This window comes from Nonomuraea sp. bgisy101 (assembly GCF_057708945.1).
Map to the genome: position 1 here is coordinate 1 of NZ_JBYITD010000014.1, position 20,442 is coordinate 20,442.

Annotated in this window: 24 protein-coding genes; 14 read left to right on the top strand and 10 right to left on the bottom strand. The window is 70.4% G+C overall.

The window, feature by feature from the left end; genetic code table 11:
• Window positions 1–451: 451 nt before the first annotated feature.
• A complete protein-coding gene (locus AC3EO4_RS25640; protein ID WP_379578350.1) occupies window positions 452–1,699 on the bottom strand; it encodes a glycoside hydrolase family 18 protein in 1,248 nt (415 codons plus the stop codon).
• Window positions 1,700–1,822: 123 nt separating this feature from the next.
• Here AC3EO4_RS25640 and hemW point away from each other — a divergent pair, with 123 nt between their 5' ends.
• Entirely contained in the window at window positions 1,823–3,043 is a 1,221-nt protein-coding gene (hemW, locus tag AC3EO4_RS25645; protein ID WP_431898220.1) for a radical SAM family heme chaperone HemW, read from the top strand.
• A 78-nt stretch (window positions 3,044–3,121) separates the two neighbouring features.
• On the opposite strand, the gene AC3EO4_RS25650 is transcribed toward hemW, so the two are convergent.
• From AC3EO4_RS25650 to AC3EO4_RS25660, 3 genes are read right to left on the bottom strand one after another with little or no spacing between them, the layout of a single operon-like run.
• Window positions 3,122–3,946 carry a DUF4870 domain-containing protein gene (locus AC3EO4_RS25650; RefSeq protein ID WP_431898222.1) on the bottom strand — a complete coding sequence of 275 codons (825 nt, stop codon included), beginning with the start codon at window positions 3,944–3,946 and terminating at the stop codon, window positions 3,122–3,124.
• Complete coding sequence (locus tag AC3EO4_RS25655; RefSeq protein ID WP_379578344.1) at window positions 3,946–4,752, bottom strand: DUF3097 domain-containing protein; 807 nt, start codon at window positions 4,750–4,752, stop codon at window positions 3,946–3,948. The genes AC3EO4_RS25650 and AC3EO4_RS25655 overlap by 1 nt, the downstream gene beginning before the upstream one ends.
• Complete coding sequence (locus tag AC3EO4_RS25660) at window positions 4,739–5,353, bottom strand: hypothetical protein (protein WP_431898223.1); 615 nt, start codon at window positions 5,351–5,353, stop codon at window positions 4,739–4,741. Before AC3EO4_RS25660 ends, AC3EO4_RS25655 begins: the two co-directional genes overlap by 14 nt.
• 141 nt (window positions 5,354–5,494) lie before the next feature.
• Here AC3EO4_RS25660 and hrcA point away from each other — a divergent pair, with 141 nt between their 5' ends.
• The 3 genes from hrcA to AC3EO4_RS25675 all read left to right on the top strand — a co-directional run bounded on the left by hrcA (window position 5,495) and on the right by AC3EO4_RS25675 (window position 8,508).
• On the top strand, window positions 5,495–6,499 hold the full coding sequence (hrcA, locus tag AC3EO4_RS25665; protein WP_379578340.1) for a heat-inducible transcriptional repressor HrcA: 1,005 nt from the start codon (window positions 5,495–5,497) through the stop codon (window positions 6,497–6,499).
• An 11-nt stretch (window positions 6,500–6,510) separates the two neighbouring features.
• Window positions 6,511–7,647 carry a molecular chaperone DnaJ gene (dnaJ, locus tag AC3EO4_RS25670; protein ID WP_379578338.1) on the top strand — a complete coding sequence of 379 codons (1,137 nt, stop codon included), beginning with the start codon at window positions 6,511–6,513 and terminating at the stop codon, window positions 7,645–7,647.
• 129 nt (window positions 7,648–7,776) lie between these two features.
• The gene (locus AC3EO4_RS25675; protein ID WP_379578336.1) at window positions 7,777–8,508 is read left to right on the top strand and encodes a 16S rRNA (uracil(1498)-N(3))-methyltransferase; all 732 of its coding nucleotides are present in this window, start codon (window positions 7,777–7,779) and stop codon (window positions 8,506–8,508) included.
• Between the two features lie 2 nt (window positions 8,509–8,510).
• Here the strand turns inward: AC3EO4_RS25675 and AC3EO4_RS25680 are convergent, their stop codons facing one another.
• Window positions 8,511–9,128: a hypothetical protein gene (locus tag AC3EO4_RS25680; protein WP_379578334.1), complete on the bottom strand. Its 618-nt coding sequence runs from the start codon at window positions 9,126–9,128 to the stop codon at window positions 8,511–8,513.
• Window positions 9,125–9,604, bottom strand: coding sequence for a SigE family RNA polymerase sigma factor (locus tag AC3EO4_RS25685; RefSeq protein ID WP_183660508.1), 480 nt, complete (start codon window positions 9,602–9,604; stop codon window positions 9,125–9,127). The genes AC3EO4_RS25680 and AC3EO4_RS25685 overlap by 4 nt, the downstream gene beginning before the upstream one ends.
• A gap of 300 nt (window positions 9,605–9,904) precedes the next feature.
• On the opposite strand from AC3EO4_RS25685, the gene AC3EO4_RS25690 reads away from it, so the two are divergent.
• The 8 genes from AC3EO4_RS25690 (at window position 9,905) to era (ending at window position 16,014) form a co-directional block, all read left to right on the top strand.
• Window positions 9,905–10,249 carry a histidine triad nucleotide-binding protein gene (locus AC3EO4_RS25690; protein ID WP_379578332.1) on the top strand — a complete coding sequence of 115 codons (345 nt, stop codon included), beginning with the start codon at window positions 9,905–9,907 and terminating at the stop codon, window positions 10,247–10,249.
• A gap of 90 nt (window positions 10,250–10,339) precedes the next feature.
• On the top strand, window positions 10,340–11,374 hold the full coding sequence (locus AC3EO4_RS25695; protein ID WP_379578330.1) for a PhoH family protein: 1,035 nt from the start codon (window positions 10,340–10,342) through the stop codon (window positions 11,372–11,374).
• Between the two features lie 40 nt (window positions 11,375–11,414).
• Entirely contained in the window at window positions 11,415–11,891 is a 477-nt protein-coding gene (gene ybeY / locus AC3EO4_RS25700; protein ID WP_431898225.1) for an rRNA maturation RNase YbeY, read from the top strand.
• Window positions 11,888–13,180: a hemolysin family protein gene (locus tag AC3EO4_RS25705; RefSeq protein ID WP_379578326.1), complete on the top strand. Its 1,293-nt coding sequence runs from the start codon at window positions 11,888–11,890 to the stop codon at window positions 13,178–13,180. Before ybeY ends, AC3EO4_RS25705 begins: the two co-directional genes overlap by 4 nt.
• Window positions 13,181–13,629: 449 nt before the next feature.
• Window positions 13,630–14,283: a hypothetical protein gene (locus AC3EO4_RS25710; protein WP_379578324.1), complete on the top strand. Its 654-nt coding sequence runs from the start codon at window positions 13,630–13,632 to the stop codon at window positions 14,281–14,283.
• 9 nt (window positions 14,284–14,292) lie between these two features.
• Entirely contained in the window at window positions 14,293–14,613 is a 321-nt protein-coding gene (locus AC3EO4_RS25715) for a cytidine/deoxycytidylate deaminase family protein (protein WP_379578322.1), read from the top strand.
• 1 nt (window position 14,614) lies between these two features.
• The gene (locus tag AC3EO4_RS25720) at window positions 14,615–15,097 is read left to right on the top strand and encodes an NUDIX domain-containing protein (RefSeq protein ID WP_431898227.1); all 483 of its coding nucleotides are present in this window, start codon (window positions 14,615–14,617) and stop codon (window positions 15,095–15,097) included.
• A gap of 14 nt (window positions 15,098–15,111) precedes the next feature.
• Complete coding sequence (gene era, locus AC3EO4_RS25725; RefSeq protein WP_379578318.1) at window positions 15,112–16,014, top strand: GTPase Era; 903 nt, start codon at window positions 15,112–15,114, stop codon at window positions 16,012–16,014.
• A gap of 117 nt (window positions 16,015–16,131) precedes the next feature.
• Here era and AC3EO4_RS25730 read toward each other — a convergent pair whose 3' ends face one another.
• Window positions 16,132–16,593, bottom strand: coding sequence for a hypothetical protein (locus tag AC3EO4_RS25730; protein WP_431898229.1), 462 nt, complete (start codon window positions 16,591–16,593; stop codon window positions 16,132–16,134).
• Window positions 16,594–16,633: 40 nt separating this feature from the next.
• Here AC3EO4_RS25730 and AC3EO4_RS25735 point away from each other — a divergent pair, with 40 nt between their 5' ends.
• Entirely contained in the window at window positions 16,634–16,996 is a 363-nt protein-coding gene (locus AC3EO4_RS25735) for a DUF1304 domain-containing protein (protein WP_379578314.1), read from the top strand.
• On the opposite strand, the gene AC3EO4_RS25740 is transcribed toward AC3EO4_RS25735, so the two are convergent.
• A complete protein-coding gene (locus AC3EO4_RS25740) occupies window positions 16,945–18,168 on the bottom strand; it encodes an MFS transporter (RefSeq protein ID WP_431898232.1) in 1,224 nt (407 codons plus the stop codon). The genes AC3EO4_RS25735 and AC3EO4_RS25740 overlap by 52 nt on opposite strands.
• Before the next feature lie 101 nt (window positions 18,169–18,269).
• Here AC3EO4_RS25740 and AC3EO4_RS25745 point away from each other — a divergent pair, with 101 nt between their 5' ends.
• Window positions 18,270–18,761, top strand: a complete 492-nt coding sequence (locus AC3EO4_RS25745; protein WP_379578310.1) for a MarR family winged helix-turn-helix transcriptional regulator — start codon at window positions 18,270–18,272, stop codon at window positions 18,759–18,761.
• Window positions 18,762–18,872: 111 nt separating this feature from the next.
• On the opposite strand, the gene AC3EO4_RS25750 is transcribed toward AC3EO4_RS25745, so the two are convergent.
• Window positions 18,873–19,706, bottom strand: a complete 834-nt coding sequence (locus AC3EO4_RS25750) for an urease accessory protein UreD (protein ID WP_431898234.1) — start codon at window positions 19,704–19,706, stop codon at window positions 18,873–18,875.
• Window positions 19,706–20,377, bottom strand: coding sequence for an urease accessory protein UreG (gene ureG, locus AC3EO4_RS25755; protein WP_431898235.1), 672 nt, complete (start codon window positions 20,375–20,377; stop codon window positions 19,706–19,708). Before ureG ends, AC3EO4_RS25750 begins: the two co-directional genes overlap by 1 nt.
• Window positions 20,378–20,442 lie beyond the last annotated feature (65 nt).

Below are 20,442 nucleotides of genomic sequence, written 5' to 3' on the forward strand. Positions count from 1 at the left end.
CGTGACGAGCGTGACCGCGAGGATGGACGACAGGCGTCGCGGTACGACATGCATGGGTTGACTCCAGGCGACGGGGTGCAGGCGTGAGCGCGTGCACGGCGGCGGGAAAGGGACGGGGGAATCGTCGCCGCTCCGGGGTCCGTGATCGTCCCCTGTGGGTGGCCTTTCCGCGTACGCCGGGGGGCGCAGTTGCGCCGGTACCGGCACCACCGGAGGAGTAGTGCCGGCTCCCGCCCGTGCCGACGAGGGAGATCCCCTGGATCGCCACCGCGCGGGGACGAGGCAGTGGGGGCGAAGCAGAGGAGATGAAGCAGAGGAGATGAAGCGAAGGGGGCGTGGGTGACGGCAGATCTGGCGCGTGGTCGCGGGGACGGCGCGAACCCCTTGCGCCGTCCCCGCGGGTCGAGCCCCTCGCCTGCCGTTCACCATGCTCGCGGGCACGCGAGGAAGGTCAGCGGAGGACCTGGTACAGGGCCGAGGTGAGGGAGGCCTTGGCGTCGTCCTGGTCGATGGACCACATCATCGACCCGCCGAGCCCCTTGAGCCGGATGTAGGCGGCCTTCTGCACCATCACGGCCGGATCGTCGTACGACCAGAACTCGTTCCCGTCGTACAGCCACACCGTGCCGGTCCGCAGGTCGCGGTAGCGCTTGCCGGGCTTGCCGACCAGGTCCTTGTAGTCCTCGGTACCGGCCGCCCACTTGCCGGGGGCGGGCCCGGTCGCGGGCTTGTACAGGCCGTCGCCGCCGGCGGTGACCCCGGTCCAGCCCTGGCCGTAGGCGGGCACGCCGACCACGATCTTCCTGGCGGGGGCGCCGCGGGACAGGTAGTCGCGGACGGTCTGGTCGACGCTGTAGCGCACCGGGTTCGGGTCGCGGCGGTCGGTCAGGAGGTTGCCGTTGTGCCCGGTCTGCGCTTCCCACGAGCCGCGCAGGTCGTAGCCCTGGATGGTGGCGAAGTCGAGCAGCTTGAACACCTTGCGCACCTCGAACCCGGCGTCGATCTTCGTCGCCGCGGCGGGGAGGAAGGCGGTGAGTTCGGCGGAGCGGGAGTGCGCGTCCATCCTCGACCTGAGCTCGGACAGGAACAGGGTGAAGTTCCGCCTGTCCTCGGGCCTGATCACGTTGCCCGGGGCGCCCTCGGAGCCGGGCCACTCCCAGTCGAGGTCGAGGCCGTCGAACACGCCCACGGCCGCGCCCGCCTCGAGGCCGGGCAGGTTGCCCTTCAGCCACATGTCGACGCAGGAGGTGGCCAGCTTGGCGCGCGCCTCGGGGGTGAGGACGGCGTCGGAGAAGTGGCGGGAGCCCGTCCAGCCGCCGAGGGAGAGCAGCACGCGCAGCCCGGGGTGCTTGGCCTTGAGCTTGCGCAGCTGGTTGAGGTTGCCGTTGAGCGCCTGGCCGGGGGCGTCGGCGACGCCGTCCACGCTCTGCTCGGCGGGGACGGGCCGCTGCCAGTCGGCCCACGGGTCGGCGGAGACGCAGGTGCCGTCGGCGGCGACGAAGCCGAAGGCGTAGTTGATGTGGGTCAGCTTGGCGGCCGCGCCGCTGGTGTCCATGTCCTTGACGTGGAAGTTCCTGCCGTAGACGCCCCACTGGATGAAGTAGGCGACTCGCTTGAAACCGCCGTGGGCCTCGGCCGGCAGCGCCACCGCCGTCAGGCCCAGGACTAAGGAGGACAGGATGATGAGGGCTCTCTTCACGGGCGTCTCCAGTGGCGAACTTATAGGAAACTTTCCTTAAAGTTGACCCGGATCGTAGGCCCGCGTGATCGGCGCGTCAATGGGCGGGACGGGGTGGTCCGCGGCGCACGGCAGACTGGAAGCGTGCCATCCACCCTTCCCGACGGCGATCCCGCGCCCGCGTCGGGCGAGTTGCCCGCGAGCGCCCTGCACGGCCTGGGCGAGCGCCCGTTCGGCTTCTACGTCCACGTGCCCTTCTGCGTGACCCGCTGCGGCTACTGCGACTTCAACACCTACACCGCCGCCGAGCTGGGTCCCGGCGCCTCCCACCGCGACTACGCCGACACCGCCATCGAGGAGGTACGGCTGGCCCGCCGCGTCCTCGGCGCCGCCGAGCTGCCCGTCGAAACCGTGTTCTTCGGCGGAGGCACTCCCACGCTGCTGCCCGCGGCCGACCTGGCCAGGATCCTGCGCGCGATCGACGAGGAGTTCGGCCTGGCCCAGGGCGCCGAGGTGACCACCGAGGCCAACCCCGAGTCGGTCGACCCCGCCTACCTGGACAGGCTGCGCGACGGCGGCTTCAACCGGGTCAGCTTCGGCATGCAGAGCGCCAGGGAACACGTGCTGAAGGTCCTCGACAGGCACCACACCCCGGGGAGGGCGGCGCAGGCCGTACAGGAGGCGAAGAAGGCCGGGTTCGACCACGTCAACCTGGATCTGATCTACAGCACGCCAGGAGAGAGCGACGACGACTGGCGGGCCTCGCTGCGGGCGGCGATCGAGGCCGAGCCCGACCACGTCTCCGCCTACTCGCTGATCGTCGAGGACGGCACCAGGCTGGCGGCCAGGATCAGGCGCGGAGAGCTGCCGATGCCCGACGACGACGTGGCGGCCGACCGCTATCTCATCGCCGACGAGCTGCTGTCACAGGCGGGCTTCGAGTGGTACGAGGTGTCGAACTGGGCCACCTCCACGGAGGGCAGGTGCCGGCACAACCTGCTCTACTGGACCGGCGGCGACTGGTGGGCGGTCGGGCCGGGCGCGCACAGCCACGTGGGCGGCACCCGCTGGTGGAACGTCAAGCATCCGGCCGCCTACGCGCAGCGCCTGGCGGTGAGCACCTCGCCAGCGCACGCGCGCGAGGTGCTCACCGCCGGAGACCGCGAGGTGGAGCGGCTGATGCTGGAGCTGCGACTGGCCTCCGGCTACCCGCTGGACGGCGTGGCGCAGGAGGCGCGCACCGTCGTGGCCAGAGCGCTGGGCGACGGGCTGCTGGAGACCGAGCCGTTCAAAGCGGGGCGCATGGTTCTCACCCTGCGCGGCAGGCTGCTGGCCGACGCCCTGATCCGTGACCTGACCCTGTAGCGCGCCGGATCGCGAAGGCGGCGGCGCGCTCGTCGAACACGCCGGGCTCCGCCTCGGGCGACCGCGGGTTCAGGACCGTCAGCGGACGAAGGTGATGTTGACGGGGTAGCGGTGGTTCTGGCCTCTGTTGGCCGCCACCGCCGCCATGATCTCGAAGATCAACGCGGCGATCCACAGCACGAACATCAGCAGGAATCCGATCAGCACGAACGACAGCACGATGCAGACGATGTAGCCGATGAAGACCGTGATCTGGAAGTTGAGCGCCTGCGCCGCCTGGTCGCGGACGTAGGGGGACTCGTCACGCTTGACCAAGTAGAGGATCAGCGGACCGACGAAGCCGGTGAGGATGCCGAGCAGGTGGGCCAGCATCGCCATGCTGGTGTCGTCGCTGCCAGGCCTGGGGCCGTACTGGCCGGGCGTGTACGGCGGGCGCTGGTAGCCGGCAGGACCGTAGCCGGGCTGCGGGCCGTATCCCTGCTGGCTGTAACCCTGCTGGCCGTATCCCTGCTGGCCGTATCCCTGCGGGTCGTATGCCTGCGGGTCGTATGCCTGCTGGCCGTAACCCTGCGGGTCGTATGCCTGCTGGCCGTAGCCCAGCGGTGGCGGATAGCCCTGCGAAGGGCCGTACCCCTGCGAAGGACCGTAACCTCCTGAGGGAGGTTGTCCATGACCGCCGGACGGCTGGCCGTAACCCCCTGACGGCTGGCCGTAGTCGGGCGGCGGCGGGTTGTAACCCCCTGAGGGCTGACCGCCTGACGGTGGGTTGTGACCCCCCGAGGGCTGACCGCCTGACGGCGGGCCGTACCCCGGTTGTTGCTGCGGGCCGGAACCCGGCAGGTCGGAACGCTCGACGCGCCTGGTGGCGTCCCCGTCGGGCGGTTGAGGGAAGTTCTCGCTCATCATGTCTCCGTCACGAAGTCGATCAGCTCTTCGACCCTGCCGAGCAGAGAAGGCTCGAGGTCGGCATATGTGGAAACCGCGCCCAGGATCCTGCGCCACGCGTCGGCGGGTTCGAGCCCCCAGCCCAGCGCGGCGATCACGCCTTCCTTCCACGGCAGCCCGCGCGGCACCTGCGGCCACGCGGGAATGCGCAGCACGGAGGGCTTGACCGCCTGCCAGATGTCGACGAACGGATGCCCGACGACCAGCACGTGCGGCGAGGTCACCTGAGCGGCGATCCGGCTCTCCTTCGAGCCGGGAACCAGATGGTCGACCAGCACGCCGAGCTTGCGCTCCGGCCCTGGACCGAACTCCTCGACGATCGAGGGCAGGTCGTCCACGCCCTCCAGATACTCCACCACCACGCCCTCGACGCGCAGGTCGTGGCCCCAGATCTTCTCCACGAGCGCCGCGTCGTGCACACCTTCGACGTAGATGCGGCTCTCCCTGGCCACCCTGGCGCGCAGGCCCTCGACGGCGATGGAACCCGAGGCGCTGCGACGCGGGCCCGCGGGGGCGGACGCGGCAGGCCGCACCAGCGTCACGGGCTTGCCGTCCAGCAGGAAGGCGGCGGGCGCCAGCGGGAACAGGCGCCGCTTGCCGAAGCGGTCCTCGAGCGTGACGGCCTCCTTGTCGCAGGCCACCACCGCGCCGCAGAACCCGCTGTCGGCGTCCTCCACGACCAGGTCGCGTTCGGCCGGCACGGCCGGGATCTTCCCCTTGCCCGGGCGCCGCCAGTTCCCCGCAAGAACGTCACGCTCGTACATGGGGGGACCGTAGCAAATCGCCGTTCCTGCGCGCGTTGCTCCTGCGGACGAGGATCGCGATCGTCATGATGATCGCGAACAGGATGCCCGCTCCCGGCACGGCCAGCAGCACGAGGACGCTGCCGGCGATCTCACCCATCGCCGCGGTGAGCAGGCGGCCGACACCGAAGCGCGCCTCGGCGTCCTCCTCGGCGCTGCAGTAGACCTCGTACTCGCCCTTCTCCGGCACGTCGATGACGTGGACGAGCTCCCACTCGTTGACGGTCTGCGTTCCGTTGGGCTCCGACAGGCCGCCCCCGTCGATCTCGCACGAGAAGCGGACGGGCCGCCTGCTCGACAGGTAGAGCCCCGGCTCGTCGGCGGGGTCGATCGTCACCGTGACGGGTTCGCCAGGGGCGAAGGACCTGGCGGGGACCAGCTCTTTCAGGGTGGAGTCGAGGTCCGAGGCGAACCCGACGACACCGCTGACCGCCGTCAGTAACGCCACCGTCCAGACGACCGCGATCCACCAGGCACGCGGCCTGATCTGCCCCGGGGCAGGAGGTGGAACGTAGGCGCCGTACCTCGGGTCCTGCCGGTACGGCGGTGGAACGTCGGTCATGACCACTATTGTCGACCTGCGGCTTGCAGTCAGCTTGACTAGGTGTGTTATCGCACCCTGTGGGCGAGAGCCGTACACTTGGCACTCGGGAACACAGAGTGCTAGACCTGTCGTTTCCTTTACAGGCAGGGAGGTGAGCACGTGCTCGATGATCGAAAGCTTGCGGTGCTCCGCGCCATTGTCGAGGACTACGTGTCCACCAACGAACCGGTGGGCTCCAAGGCGCTGGCCGAGCGCCACAACCTGAACGTCTCTCCGGCCACGGTCAGGAACGACATGGCCGCGCTGGAGGAGCAGGGCTACATCGCCCAGCCCCACACCAGCGCGGGACGGGTGCCGACGGACAAGGGCTACCGGCTCTTCGTCGACAAGCTCTCGCAGATCAAACCACTGTCGGGCGCCGAGCGCAGGGCGATCGAGACGTTCCTTGCGGGCGCGGTCGACCTCGACGACGTGGTCACCCGCACGGTCAGACTGCTGGCGCAGCTGACCAGGCAGGTCGCGGTGGTGCAGTACCCGACGCTCTCCCAGTCGACGGTTCGTCACCTGGAGTTGGTGCCGCTGACCGACAGGCGGGTGATGTTCGTGCTGATCACGAACACCGGCCGGGTCGAGCAGCGTGTCATCGAGCTGCCGGAGACGATCGAGGAGTCGAGGGTCGCGCACCTGCGCGCGGTGCTCAACGCGTGCCTCGACGGCTGCGGGCTCAACCAGGTGCCCGAGCAGGTCTCGGACCTGCCCGAGCGGCTGCCCGTAGAGGACCGGCCCGCCGCGGCGACGATCCTCTCGGTGCTGCTGGAGACCCTCGTCGAGCGCCACGACGAGAAGATCGTCTTCGCCGGCGCGGCCAACCTGGCGGGCGCCGACTTCACCACGGGTCTGCGCGACGTGCTCGAGGCGCTGGAGGAGCAGGTCGTGCTGATGCGCCTGCTGGGCGAGACCTCCGACATGCCGACCACGCTCACCGTCAGGATCGGCTCGGAAAACCCCTACACAGGACTGCGTGGCACCTCCCTCGTCGCCACAGGGTACGGTTCGGGGGCTCGCCTCGGCGTGCTCGGTCCCACCCGGATGGACTACCCCGTGACGATGGGCGCTGTGCGCGCGGTGGCACGCTACGTCAGCCAGATCCTGGCTGCTTCATAAGAGGTCGATAAGTGGCAAACGACTACTACGGCACCCTCGGGGTACGCCGTGACGCCAGTCAGGACGAGATCAAGAAGGCCTATCGTCGGCTGGCTCGCGAGCTTCACCCCGACGTGAACCCCGATCCTGCGACCCAGGAGCGCTTCAAGGAGATCACGCAGGCCTACGAGGTCCTGTCCGATCCCAACAAGCGGCAGATGTACGACCTGGGCGCCGACCCGTTCGCGGGCGCGGGTGCGGGCGCCGGAGCCGGCGGATTCGGAGCCGGTTTCCCCTTCAGCGACATCATGGACGCCTTCTTCGGCGGGGCGGGCGGCAGCCGTGGCCCCCGCTCCCGTGCCAGGAGAGGACGCAACGCCACGATCAGGGTCGAGCTCGACCTGCGCGAGGCGGCGTTCGGCACCACCAGGGAGCTCAACGTCGACACGGCCGTGCTGTGCGAGGTCTGCTCGGGTTCGGGCGCCGCGCCGGGCACGCATCCCGACACCTGCGACATGTGCCAGGGGCGCGGCGAGATCTCCCAGGTCACCAGGTCCTTCCTGGGCCAGGTCATGACCTCGAGGCCGTGCCCCCAGTGCGGCGGCTTCGGCTCGATCATCAGGCACCCCTGCCAGGAGTGCTCGGGCGACGGCAGGGTCCGCACCCGCCGTACGATCAAGGTCCGCATCCCCGCGGGCGTCGAGGACGGCACCCACATCCAGCTGGCGGGCGAGGGCGAGGTCGGCCCCGGCGGCGGCCCTCCCGGAGACCTGTTCCTGGAGATCGTCGAGAAGCCGCACGAGATCTTCGAGCGGCGTGGCGACGACCTCCACTGCACGGTCCAGATCCCGATGACCGCCGCGGCGCTCGGCACGTCGCTGACCGTCGAGACCCTCGACGGCGCGGAGGAGATCGACGTCCGGCCGGGCACCCAGTCGGGCCAGGTCATCACGATGTACGGCAGGGGCGTCCAGCGTCTCAGCGAGACCGGCCGCGGCGACCTGCTGATCCACGTCAACGTGGAGACCCCCCTCCGCCTCGACCAGGCGCAGGAGGACCTGCTGCGGGAGCTGTCCAAGCTGCGCGGCGAGGAACGCCCGCCGGGCAAGTTCGCTCCAGGCCAGCAAGGCTTCTTCTCCCGCCTCAGGGACGCCTTCAACGGCCGCTGACCCTCTTCTCCTGTACGGCAGGCCGGTCCGGCCCCACCGCGGTCACGTGGCCGGGGCCCGTCCATCACGCGACTCCAGCGGGACTCCGGCCGGCCGCCGTCACATCGCCCGCCCAAGGGGGAGCCTGCTGTGACCGTGCCCTTGTTCCTCGCCGACGCCGCGGACCTCGGCCGTGCCGAGTTCGTGCTCGGCGGCGCCGAGGGCCGCCACGCCGCGGCCGTGCGGCGCATCCGTCAAGGTGAGCGGATCGACCTGACCGACGGCGCTGGGCTGGGCGCCGAGTGCGTGGCCAGGGAGGTGCTCAAGGATTCCCTGCGCGTGGAGGTCCTGCGCCGTTTCGAGGTGCCCGCGCCTTCGCCGCGCCTCGTCGTGGTGCAGGGTCTGCCCAAGGGCGACAGGGGCGAGCTGGCCGTCGAGATGATGACCGAGGCGGGCGTGGACGTGATCGTGCCGTGGTCGGCCTCGCGCAGCGTCACGCAGTGGAAGGGCGACAGGGCGGCCAAGTCGCTCGCGAAGTGGCAGGCGACGGCCAGGGAGGCGGGCAAGCAGGCCCGCAGGTTCCACGCCGCCACGGTCACCCCTCAGCACTCGACGGCGCAGGTGGCCGAGCTGCTCGCGGGTGCGGCGCTGGCGCTGGTGCTGCACGAGGAGGCCGAGGAGGGGCTGGCGACGGTCGAGCTGCCCGCGGCGGGTGACATCGTCCTCGTCGTGGGGCCCGAGGGCGGGATCGCGGGGGAGGAGCTCGACAGGTTCACGGCGGCGAAGGCCGTACCCGCGCTGCTCGGGCCGACGGTGCTGCGAACCTCGACGGCGGGGGTCGCGGCGGCCGCCGTCGTGCAGGCTCGCACGGGGCGCTGGTAGCGCTAGGGGCTGGACAGCGGGCTGGCGATCTCGCTGGGCGAGGGCGCGGGGTCCTCGGGCGAGCACTGGTCGGCGCCGCAGTCAGGATTGTCGGGGTTCTGCAGCGTCTCCGACGGGGTGGCCGACGGTGTCGGAGTCGGGGTGCCGTCCGCGCACTCCTCCGGCGGCTCGGAGCTCCCCTTCGCGCACGGCGTGGGCGTGGGGGTCGGCGTGGGCGTCTTCTTGCTCGGCGCGTGCGTCTCCGACCGCTCGGTGGGCGGCGCGCTGGTCACGGGAGGCGGCGGCACGGCCGGCTGGCTGCGCCTGGTCGGCGGCGCCTTGGTCGGCGGGCGGGTGGTCGAGGAGATGTCAGGCGGCAGCTCGGTGATGTTGTCGACGGGGGCGAAGGGGACGACCACCATGTTGCGGAGGTCGGGGACGACCATCACGATCGTCCCTGCCACGAGGACCGCGCCCGCCGCCGCGGCGCCCGCCCGCAACCAGAAGAGTCCCCGTAGCCCGCGCCTTTCGATGCGGGCGCGGATGATCTCCAAACCCTCGGGAGACGGCACGACCGCGTCCGCCTCCGCGCGCAGCACCCGGCGCAGGATCTCGCCGTGCTCGTCGGGCGGCAGGGTCATGACATCTTCTCCAGAACGGAACGCAGGGCGGCCATGCCACGAGCCGTGTGGCTCTTGACGGCGCCCTTGCTGATGCCCATGGCATGGGCGATCTCGGCCTCGGACAGGTCACCGTAATAACGAAGAACGAGCGCCTCTCTCTGTCGCGCAGGCAGGGCCCGCAGTGCCTCGATGACCGCCGAGCGTTCAAGCTCGCCGATCGCGCCGTTCTCGGCGCTCGGGGCGTCGGGCAGACCCTTGGGAGCATACTTTTCGACGACCGCGCGGTGACGCAGCACGGAACGGGACCGGTTGACGACAGATTGACGTAGGTAGGCGAGTGCTTTGTCGGGGTCGCGAAGTCTGCGCCAGGCGCCATGAATGGCGACGAACGCGTCCTGCACGACTTCCTCCGCGGTTGCTATGTCGCGTACGAGCAACACAGCGAGACGCACCAATGACCGAAAGTGCGCGCTGTAAAGCGCAGTCACGGCCATGTCGGCATCCCACCCGACCGGCACCGCCCCTAACGACCTGTCGGCCAGAAGGGTTTCGGTGGTCACATCAGTGGGACGCTCAGCCTTCCCGGAGGGTTTACGCTCTTGCGGTTCCTTAGGGGGCATGACCCAGTCGTGTCCTCGCCAGGTGGCCTCGCCCGACCCTGAATCGTCTTAGTTTCCGGTGGATTGTCGCACAGACACCCTAACCGCGGGGATCTTTGTACGCACGGTATGACGGATTACCGATTGGCAACAGCGGATCACCTCCTTTCTCTTGAGTGACGATAGGGTTCCGACGTGACCGACTGTCTCTTCTGCAAGATCGTGGCCAAGGAGATTCCTGCCGAGATCGTTTACGAGAACGACAGGACGCTGGCCTTTCGCGACATCAATCCGCAGGCGCCCACGCACGTCCTGGTGATCCCGAAGGCGCACCACGCCAACGCGGCCGCGCTGGCCGAGGCCGACGAGGGCCTCGCCGACGACGTGCTCAAGGCCACGCACGCCGTGGCCGTGCAGGAGGGCGTGGCGGAGGGCGGTTATCGCGTGGTCTTCAACACGGGAGCCGGCGCGGGCCAGACCGTTTTCCACGTGCACGCGCACGTTCTCGGCGGTCGTGGCCTGCAGTGGCCACCCGGCTGATATTGACGCGAACCAGGTAGGGGTGCCCGGCTACCATGAAGTGAGAACACCCGACCGAGACCGGGAGGCATCAGGCCGACAGGCCTGCCCATGTCCGAGCTAAACGAATCCCGCAGAACGGCACCACCCTCGCGCACTCAGGCAAAGGTGCTGATTCCGGACGAATACCCGATGGTCAGCCTCCTTGGCTCTCGTGACGAGTTGCTGCGTGTCATCGAGGGCGCGTTCCGCGCCGACATCCACGTCCGTGGCAACGAGATCACCATCACCGGCAGCCCCGACGAGAGCGGCGCCGTCGTGCGCCTCTTCGAGGAGCTGGTGGAGGTGCTGCGCAACGGCGGCGAGCTGACCGCCGACGCCGTCGAGCGCAGCATCGCCATGCTGAAGATGACCTCCGAACGCCCCGCCGAGGTGCTGTCCCTCGACATCCTCTCCTCGCGCGGGCGCACCATCCGGCCCAAGACCGTCAACCAGAAGCGCTACGTCGACGCGATCGACAAGCACACGATCGTGTTCGGCATCGGCCCCGCCGGCACCGGCAAGACCTATCTCGCCATGGCGAAGGCCGTACGCGCGCTTCAGGAGAAGAAGGTCAACCGGATCATCCTGACCAGGCCCGCCGTGGAGGCGGGAGAGCGGCTCGGCTTCCTGCCCGGCACGCTCTACGAGAAGATCGACCCCTACCTGCGCCCGCTCTACGACGCGCTGCACGACATGATCGACCCCGAGTCCATCCCCAAGCTGATGGCCGCGGGCACGATCGAGGTCGCGCCGCTGGCGTACATGCGCGGTCGCACGCTCAACGACGCCTTCATCATCCTCGACGAGGCACAGAACTCCTCGGCCGAGCAGATGAAGATGTTCCTGACGCGACTGGGCTTCAACTCCAAGATCGTCGTGACCGGTGACGTCACCCAGGTCGACCTGCCCAGTGGCACGACGAGCGGCCTGCGCGTGGTGCAGGAGATCCTCGACGGCATCCCCGACATCCACTTCGCGCGGCTCACCAGCTCCGACGTGGTTCGTCACAAGCTGGTCAGCGACATCGTGGACGCGTACGGGCGCTACGACGCGCTCCAGGAGCCGAAGCAGATCCACCAGCAGCGACGGGGGAAGCGGCCATGAGCGAGCGCCGGATGCTCATGCGGCCGGTGGAGGAGGACGTATGAGCATCGAGGTCAACAACGAGTCCGGCGTCGAGGTCGACGAGCAGGGGTTCGCCGCCCTCGCCGGGCACGTGCTGCAGGAGATGGGCATCAACCCTCTGGCCGAGCTGTCGATCCTGGTGGTCGAGGAGGGGGCCATGGCCGACCTGCACGAGAAGTGGATGGGCGAGCCTGGCCCGACCGACGTGCTGTCCTTCCCGATGGACGAGCTGCGCCCGGGCGGGGGCGCGCGAGGCGACGGCGACAGCGCCACCGACCCCGCGCTCCTCGGCGACGTCGTGCTGTGCCCGCAGGTGGCCGCCAAGCAGGCCACCGCGGCAGGCCACAGCACCCAGGACGAGCTCGACCTGCTGCTCACCCACGGCATCCTGCACCTGCTCGGCTACGACCACGCCGAGCCGGAAGAGCACAAGGAGATGTTCGGCCTGCAGGCCAAGCTCCTGGAGTCGTGGCGGGAGGTGCGCACCCAGCGGTGAACGCGTGGCTGCTTTCGGCCGTCGTTCTCGTGGTGATCGGCGGTTTGATCGCCAGTGCGGAAACGGCCCTGACCCGCATTTCCCGGGTGCGTGCGGAGGAGTTCGTGCGTGAGGGACGCAGGGGGGCCGAGCGGCTGCAGGCCATCGTCGCCGACCCACCGCGCTACCTCAACCTGCTCCTGCTGCTCAGGCTGAGCTGCGAGCTGATCGCCACGGTGATCGCCACGCTGATGTTCATCGACCTGCTCGGCGACCAGGGCTCGGCCTACGCCGCCGCGGCCGCCGTCATGATCGTGGTCAGCTACGTCATCGTCGGTGTCTCGCCGCGTACGCTGGGCCGCCAGCACGCCGAACCGATCGCGCTGGCCAGCGCTCCCATCGTGTACGGCTTGACCAGGATCTTCGGGCCGCTGCCCAAGCTGCTGATCCTGCTGGGCAACGCGCTGACGCCTGGCAAGGGGTTCCGCGACGGGCCCTTCACCTCCGAGGCCGAGCTGCGCGACCTGGTCGACCTGGCCGAGGAGCGCAGGGTGATCGAGCCCGACGAGCGCGAGATGATCCACTCGGTGTTCGAGCTCGGCGACACGCTGGTGCGCGAGGTCATGGTGCCCCGTACCGACATGGTCTTCATCGAGCGGGGCAAGACGCTCAACCAGGCGCTCTCGCTGGCGCTGCGCAGCGGCTTCTCCCGCGTGCCCGTCGCCGGCGAGAACGAGGACGACGTCATCGGCATCGCCTACCTCAAGGACATCGCGCGGCGCGTGCAGGAATCGTCCGACGACGCGAGCGCGAAGGTCGAGTCGATCATGCGGCCGGCCACGTACGTGCCCGAGAGCAAGCCGATCGACCAGCTGCTGCGGGAGATGCAGGCCCGTCAGATCCACCTGGCGATCGTCATCGACGAGTACGGCGGCACGGCAGGGCTGGTCACCATCGAGGACATCCTCGAGGAGATCGTCGGCGAGATCGCCGACGAGTACGACCAGGAGGCTCCCCGTGTCGAGACCCAGCCCGACGGGGCGATGCGGGTGACGGCCAGGATGCCGGTCGACGAGCTGGCCGAGCTGTTCGACACCGAGATCGACGTCGACGACGTGGAGACGGTGGGCGGGCTGCTCGCGCACGCGCTGGGCCGGGTGCCGATCGCCGGATCACAGGCGGTCGTGGCGGGGCTGCAGCTGACCGCCGAGAGCCTGGCGGGGCGGCGTAACCGGATCGGCACGGTGGTGGTCAGGCGCGTCACGCCGCCCGAGGACGAGGCCGTCGTCGCTGCCGCCGAGCAGGACTGACCCCCGCCCCCAGGCGGCCGCTCTACCCCCGGGAGCGCGGCCCGTCGCGGGGCAAAAGCCGCGCTGAGCTCCTGTTATCACAAGAGGTCGATGTAGCCGCCAAAGCCGCAAGTGTTCTACAAGCATCTTGCAAGGCCCCACGTACACGATGTTTCTCGACACCCTGTGCGGTGGGTGTCGCAGGGGGTCTCCGAAGTGCCGGAAGGGGTTCGCGGCGCGGAGGGGGCTCCGGGGGGAAACGCGACGCCCGGCCTGCTAGCCGCGGCCAGGCGTTGCATTTCGTAAAGGGTGCTCTCGCCCGGGTGGAACCGGGCGAGGGCACCCTTGCTTGTGTGCCGCCCGCCGATGTGGGTTTGCGATAACACGCACTGAATTGGCGACTCCGGTGGATTGCCGCATTCGTCGACGGGGCAGATATGCCGTCGGCTGAGCGATCATCGGGGGAGATCATGAAGCTGATCATGAGAGCGGCGCTCGCCGCCATGGCCTGCGGGCTGCTCGCGACGTGCCTGGTCGGCTGCGGCGAACGGCGTCCTTACGCGGAGTCGGCGGCCACCGAGGAGAGCGCAAGGCTGCGGCGGCTCCTGCGCGAGCAACCCGCGCTGCCCGACGGCTTCTCTCCCAAGGCGCACGACGCGTGGCGCTCGCCGTTCCCCAAGGGCGATCTCAGCTGCATGGCCGCGTTCCAGACGGCGAGCGGACGTCCGCCGGTGCGGTCGCTGGAGGCGCACGCGGCGGCCAGCTACCAGGGAGACGTGCTCGGCGAGCTGGCCGCGGTCGGGGTGGCCGTCTACGGGGCGGCGCAGGCCGGATGGCACCTGGGCGAACTCGGCAGGGCGATGGACCGCTGTCCCGTGATCGAGGCGGGCGCGCCGGGAAGGGCCACCAGGCTGAGGCTGTCGCCGCTCGTGCTTCCCGAACTGGGCGGCGACGTGGTCAGCAGGCAACTGCGCGGGCGGCTGAACGGCTACCCCTACGCTCTCGACGTGGTGTTCGTCCGCGAAGGCGACAGGCTCCTGTCGGTGGTGCACACCGGGCTCGGCACGGTCGACGTCCACCAGACGGAGGAGCTCGCCAAGGCGTTCGTCGAGCTGGCTCGCTAACCTGGGCTCGTGACTCTCGATGCCGAAGACTCCAAGATCATCACGCTGGCGCGCGCGACCAGGGCGCGGAACGGGGCGCGGGAGGGTGCGGCGGTGCGCGACGAGACGGGCCGCACCTACTCCGCGACCAACGTCGACCTCGCCTCGCTGACGCTGTCGGCCGTCCAGGTGGCCGTGGCCATGGCGGTCTCCAGCGGCGCCCAGTCGCTCGAGGCCGCGGCGCTGGTCACGGACGGCGAGAACGCGAGCGAGAACGACGAGGCGGTGGTGCGCGAGCTGGGCGCCAAGGCCCTGTACGTGGCCGGCCCCGACGGCACACTCAGGGGCTGACATGGCCATGTCGCCGTTCCTCGCCGACCTGCGCAAGCTGGTGGGCAACAGCCTGCTGATGCTGCCCGCCGCCACCGGCTGCGTCTTCGACGACGAGGGACGGTTGCTGGTGGCCCGCCACGCAGGAGAGACGGGCATGTGGGCGCCGCCAGGGGGCGGCATCGACCCCGACGAGGGCCCCGAGCACGCGGTGGTCCGCGAACTGCGCGAGGAACTCGCCGTCGACATCGAGGTGCGCGGCCTGATCGGCGTGTTCGGCGGGCCCGAGTTCCGCACCACCTACCCCAACGGCCACCAGGTGGCCTACGTCAACGCCGTGTACGGCTGCGCGCTCACCGGCGGCACGATCACGCCGGACGGCGAGGAGATCACCGAGGCCCGCTTCGCCACCGAGGCCGAGCTTGAGGGCCTGTCGATGCCCGCCTGGTCCCCGCGGGTCCTGCCGCGGGCTTTCGGCTGGTGGCGAGAGCGCTGGTCGGCATAGGCGAGAATTCTTAGGTGACCAGTAACCATCGCGCCGGATTCGCCTGCTTCGTCGGCCGCCCCAACGTCGGCAAGTCCACGCTGATGAACGCCCTGGTCGGCACCAAGGTGGCGATCACCTCCTCCAAGCCGCAGACCACCAGGCGCGCCATCCGGGGCATCGTCCACCGCCCCGACGCACAGCTGATCATCGTCGACACGCCTGGCCTGCACCGCCCGCGCACCTTGCTCGGCGAGCGGCTCGACAGCCTGGTGCTGTCCACGCTCACCGAGGTCGACGTCATCGGCTTCTGCGTGCCCGCCAACGAGCCGATCGGCAAGGGCGACCGCTTCATCGCCGACAAGCTCGCCGCGGTCAAGCGCACGCCGGTCGTGGCCGTGGTCACCAAGTGCGATCTCGCGTCCAAGGAGCAGATCGCCGAGCAGTTGCTCGCGGTGTCGCAGCTGGCCGAGTTCGCGCACGTCGTGCCGGTGTCGGCAGAGAACGGCGACAACCTCGACGCGCTGGGGTCGGTGCTGATCTCGGAGCTGCCCGAGTCGCCTCCGCTGTACGAGGACGGGCAGCTCACCGACGAGCCCGAACAGGTGCTGGTGGGGGAGCTGATCAGGGAGGCGGCGCTCGAAGGCGTGCGCGACGAACTGCCCCACTCGATCGCGGTCGTGGTCGACGAGATGCTTCCGCGCGAGGGGCGCGACGACCTGCTCGACATCTACGCCCACATGTTCGTCGAACGGCCCTCCCAGAAGGCGATCGTCATCGGGCACAAGGGCGAGCGGCTGCGCGAGGTCGGCACCAGGGCCCGCAAGCAGATCGAGGCGCTGCTCGGCACGCGCGTCTACCTCGACCTGCGCATCAGCGTGGCCAAGGACTGGCAGCGCGACCCGAAGCAGCTGCGCAGGCTGGGCTTCTACGACTGAGGTCTCCCGTACGGCACGCCGGCCCGGTGCGGTTCATCGCGGGACGCGCGGGCGGATCAGCGCGGGGGTGGGGTCGCGAGGTGTGTGCGGGCCGGCCGGCGTGGGATGCGTCGCGGATCAGTCCAGGCTGCGCGGGCGGGTCAGGGCGAGCAGGGCCAGGGTGGTGACGGCGAGCGCCGCCGCCAGGGCCGCGAACCAGCCGGGCCGCAGCCCAGGCTCGATGGACAGCACCCCGAGGTCCACGGACACCCGGTCGCCGATGCCCCGAGGATCGGCCACGTACATCACCAGGAGCACGGCCGCGACCAGGCCGGGCAGTACGGCGAGCGCGGTCAGCAGCCGGCCCCGCAGCAGCCCCGCGACCCCGAGCGCGGCGGCGGCCAGGCCCGCGACGAGCGTGTAGACGCCGAACGGGTCGTCGACGCCGCGCACGTCCTGGCTGACGCCCGCCCCCAGCACCTCCAACCTGGCGTCGATGCCCGCCCAGGGGAACAGCGCTGACAGGGCGAGGAGCAGACCCGCGAGGACCACGGCGACGGCGACGCCGCGCCTGCTGGGGCGTGCGAGAGTGTCGGCCACGCCCTCACGATACGCCGCGAGCGCGTGAGAGACTGATCATGTGAGCGTGGTGGCGGACATCCTGGTGGCGGCCGTCGCGCTGCTGCACGTCTACATCCTGGTTCTGGAGATGTTCCTGTGGACGACCCCGAGGGCGATGAAGGCCTTCGGTATGACCAGGGAGTTCGCCGAGCAGACGAAGGCCCTGGCGGGTAACCAGGGCCTCTACAACGGCTTTCTCGCGGCGGGGTTGATCTGGAGCCTGGTGGCGGCCGACCCCGTGGGTTTCCAGGCCAAGGTGTTCTTCCTGGTCTGCGTGGCGGTGGCCGGTCTGTACGGCGCGGCCACCGCGAGCAGGAAGATCCTCTTCGTTCAGACCGTTCCGGCGGTCGTGACGCTCGCGGCCGTGCTGATCGGGCGCTGAGCCCGCCTGCGCTCCAGCAGCCCTGAGATCACGGCCAGCCCGAGCGCCGAGCCCGCCATGAGCGCGCCCACCACGTTGGGGGCGGTGATGCCGAACCCGCCGGAGATGACCAGCCCGCCCAGCCACGCGGCCAGCGCGTTGCCCAGGTTGAACGCGCCGACGTTGACGGCGGAGGCGAGCGTGGGCGCGCCCGAGGTCAGGTCGAGCACCCGCTTCTGCAGCGGCGGTACGGTCGCGAAGCCCAGCAGGCCGATCAGGACGACGGCGACCGCCGAGGCGATCTGGGAGTAGGCGGCGAAGGCGAACAGCGCGAGCACCGCGGCGACCGCGGCTAGCGAGACGTACAGCAGCGGCATCAGCGCGCGGTCGGCCAGGCGGCCGCCGACCAGATTGCCGATCACCATGCCGATGCCGAGCAGCACCAGGATCCAGGTGACGCCGGATTCGGCGAAACCCGCCGCCTCGGTCATCATCGGCGCGATGTAGGTGATCGCCGCGAAGACGCCGCCGAAGCCGAGCACGGTCATGGCCATGGCCAGCAGTACCTGAACATCGCGGAAGGCGGCCAGCTCGCGCCGGACGAGGCCGCGCTCCCCCTGGATGTGCTTGTTGGCGGCGCTGGGCGCCTCGTCGGCGGGGATGAGCAGGGCGACACCGATCACCGCGAGGACGCCGAGGACGGCGACGGCGGCGAAGGTGAGGCGCCAGCTGGTCTGCTGGCCGAGAAGGGTGCCGAGCGGCACGCCGACGACGTTGGCCAGCGTGAGCCCGGTGAACATCAGCGCGATGGCGCTGGCCCGCTTCTGCGGTGCGACCAGGTTGGCGGCCACCACCGAGCCGATGCCGAAGAAGGCGCCGTGGGCCAGCGAGGTGACGATCCGCCCGGCCAGCATCAGGCTGAACGCGGGCGCGACCGCGGACAGCAGGTTGCCCGCGACGAAGATGCCCATGAGGGCCATGAGCATGGTCTTGCGCGAGACGCGGGTACCGAGAATCGTCATGAGCGGAGCCCCGACGAGGACACCCACGGCGTATCCCGAGGCCAGGTATCCGGCGGTGGGGATGGAGACGCCGTACTCGACGGCGACCTGGGGCAGCAGCCCCATGATGACGAACTCGGTCGTCCCGATCCCGAAGGCGCCGATGGCCAGGGCCAGGAGTGCGATGGGCATGACAGATCCCCCGACTAGAAGAGTGGAACGCGTCCACAATAGTTGCATACGCGGGATATATGCAAGCGCCTTATATTGCACGTGGGAGGTATCCTGGGGGCATGCGGAACCTTCTGGCGCAGAGCTGGTGCACGCTGTCGGCGCTGCACGGCAGGATCGACGCGCACATCGAGCGCGCGCTGCAGTCCGCGCACGGCCTGAGCGTGCGCGAGTTCTCCGCGCTGCTCGTGCTCAGCGGGCAGCACTCGGGCGAGGGCGGGCACCTGATGATGAACCAGCTCGCCGACGCCGTCGGCCTCAGCCAGAGCGCGACCACCCGGCTGGTGACCCGGCTGGAGGACAGAGGGCTGCTGTCGCGCTACCTGTGCGCGACCGACCGGAGGGGCATCTACACCGACGTGACGCCCGAGGGCCGCGAACTGCTGGGCCTGGCGCAGCCGACCAACGACGCGGCGCTGGCCGCGGCGCTCGCCGAGGCCGAGCGGCAGCCGGAGCTCGCGCCGCTGGTGGCCGCTGTACGGTCGCTCGAATCGAGCTGGCCCGCGCCATCCGCCCCCGCCGACGCCGCAGGGGCGCGCACGGGAGCAGCGTGATCCCCTACCCTCGCGACGCCGCAGGTGCACACGGGGGCGGTCCGACCTGAGGGCGCCCGCATCCTCGGGGTCCTGGGCAGGGAGGCGGGCCTGCCGGGCGAGTGAGGCGTCTCAGCGGTCCGCGCCGCCCGTCACCTGAGCCTCGCCCCACTCCAGCAGGCGGCGCAGTTCGACGGCGTCACGGGCCAGTGCGGAAACGAGCGTGCCGGGGCCGGCCAGCGGGAGGACGGCGACGCCCTCCCTGACGACGGCCTTCCCGGGGGCGGCCTTCCCGGGGGCGGCCTCCCTGATCACGGCTTCCCTGGTGACGGTCTCTCCGGTGACGGTCTGCGACGGCGAGCGGCGCGGGGGAGCGGCGAGCAGGGTGGTGCCGACGCAGCGGGCCGGCCCGTAGACGGCGGGGGAGGCGTCCAGCGCGGGATCCCCCACGACGAACTCCTGACGCAGCAACGGCACGCCCTCCACCGTGGCGTCGAACCTGGCGTGACACCGGCCGGGAGCCTCGCCGTGGCGGCCGAAGACGATCTCCTCCCGCCAGCGCACCCGGGCGCCCTCGGCCAGCGAGAGCCGTACCACCATCCGGTGCGAGCAGCCGGCCGCCAGGACGGTCGGCTCGGGAGCGAAGGACAGAGCGGCGCCCTCGCCGACCCGCGCCGTGACCACCGACAGCGACTCGCCCCGCCCCGGCAGCACCAGCGTGCTCGCGATCGACCCCACCCGCAGACTGGTGCCAGGCGCCACGTCGAGGTCGAGCTCGAAGCGGTCGCCGCCCAGCGGGCCCGCCGCGGTGGAGACCAGGTGCACGGCGTGCGGCCCGGTCTGGCGCAGCGTGAGCGGCGGTGCCGAGCGCAGCACCGGCAGGACGGTCCGCCCGCCGGACAGCGCTGTCGCCACGGCGGCGCGGGCGTGCATGGCTCGCCGGCCCGGCGGGGTCGCTCCCGTCATCAGCCGACGGGCTCGTGCTCGTGCGCCCAGTCGTGGACCTGCTCGGCCACCCACGCGGCGACCTCGGCCGCGCCGCCGTCCCGCCTGATGGACGTGAAGAGCACGGGCCTGCCCTCCCGTACGGCGGCCGCGTCGCGCTCCATCACGTCCAGGTCGGCGCCCACCAGGGGAGCGAGGTCGGTCTTGTTGACCACGAGCAGGTCGGCCGCGGTCACTCCCGGGCCGCCCTTGCGCGGCACCTTGTCCCCGCCGGAGACGTCCAGGACGAAGATCTGCCTGTCGGCCAGTCCCCTGCTGAACGTCGCCGTCAGGTTGTCGCCCCCGCTCTCCACGATCACCAGGTCGAGGGGCCCGAACCGCTCCTCCAGCGTCTCCACCGCGTCGAGGTTCGCGGCGATGTCGTCGCGGATCGCGGTGTGCGGGCAGCACCCCGTCTCGACGGCGAGGATGCGCTCGGGGTCGAGCACGCCGGCCCTGCGCAGGAAGTCGGCGTCCTCGGTGGTGTAGATGTCGTTGGTGACCACGCCGAGGCGCAGGTGCGCTCCGAGCGCGCGGCACAGCGCCGCGACCAGCGCGGTCTTGCCGCTGCCCACCGGCCCGCCGATGCCGAGGCGCAGGGCGCGTCCGTGGCCGTCCGGGGCGTGGTGGTGATCCTCGTGGTCGGCTCCCATGCGGGTCCTTTCTCGAGCGGTCAGCAGACACTTGAGCGGGTCGGGAGCCTCCTGCGCGGGTCAGG

Bases quoted from the DNA above. Each gene is read 5' to 3' on its own strand.
- ybeY (WP_431898225.1), top strand. From the start codon at position 11,415: ATGAGCATCGAGGTCAACAACGAGTCCGGCGTCGAGGTCGACGAGCAG.
- AC3EO4_RS25655 (WP_379578344.1), bottom strand. From the start codon at position 4,752: ATGTACGAGCGTGACGTTCTTGCGGGGAACTGGCGGCGCCCGGGCAAG.
- AC3EO4_RS25650 (WP_431898222.1), bottom strand. From the start codon at position 3,946: ATGAGCGAGAACTTCCCTCAACCGCCCGACGGGGACGCCACCAGGCGC.
- AC3EO4_RS25685 (WP_183660508.1), bottom strand. From the start codon at position 9,604: ATGGCCGTGACTGCGCTTTACAGCGCGCACTTTCGGTCATTGGTGCGT.
- AC3EO4_RS25745 (WP_379578310.1), top strand. From the start codon at position 18,270: ATGCGGAACCTTCTGGCGCAGAGCTGGTGCACGCTGTCGGCGCTGCAC.
- AC3EO4_RS25710 (WP_379578324.1), top strand. From the start codon at position 13,630: ATGAAGCTGATCATGAGAGCGGCGCTCGCCGCCATGGCCTGCGGGCTG.
- ureG (WP_431898235.1), bottom strand. From the start codon at position 20,377: ATGGGAGCCGACCACGAGGATCACCACCACGCCCCGGACGGCCACGGA.
- AC3EO4_RS25660 (WP_431898223.1), bottom strand. From the start codon at position 5,353: ATGACCGACGTTCCACCGCCGTACCGGCAGGACCCGAGGTACGGCGCC.
- AC3EO4_RS25750 (WP_431898234.1), bottom strand. From the start codon at position 19,706: ATGACGGGAGCGACCCCGCCGGGCCGGCGAGCCATGCACGCCCGCGCC.
- AC3EO4_RS25720 (WP_431898227.1), top strand. From the start codon at position 14,615: ATGGCCATGTCGCCGTTCCTCGCCGACCTGCGCAAGCTGGTGGGCAAC.
- AC3EO4_RS25740 (WP_431898232.1), bottom strand. From the start codon at position 18,168: ATGCCCATCGCACTCCTGGCCCTGGCCATCGGCGCCTTCGGGATCGGG.
- AC3EO4_RS25695 (WP_379578330.1), top strand. From the start codon at position 10,340: ATGTCCGAGCTAAACGAATCCCGCAGAACGGCACCACCCTCGCGCACT.
- AC3EO4_RS25680 (WP_379578334.1), bottom strand. From the start codon at position 9,128: ATGACCCTGCCGCCCGACGAGCACGGCGAGATCCTGCGCCGGGTGCTG.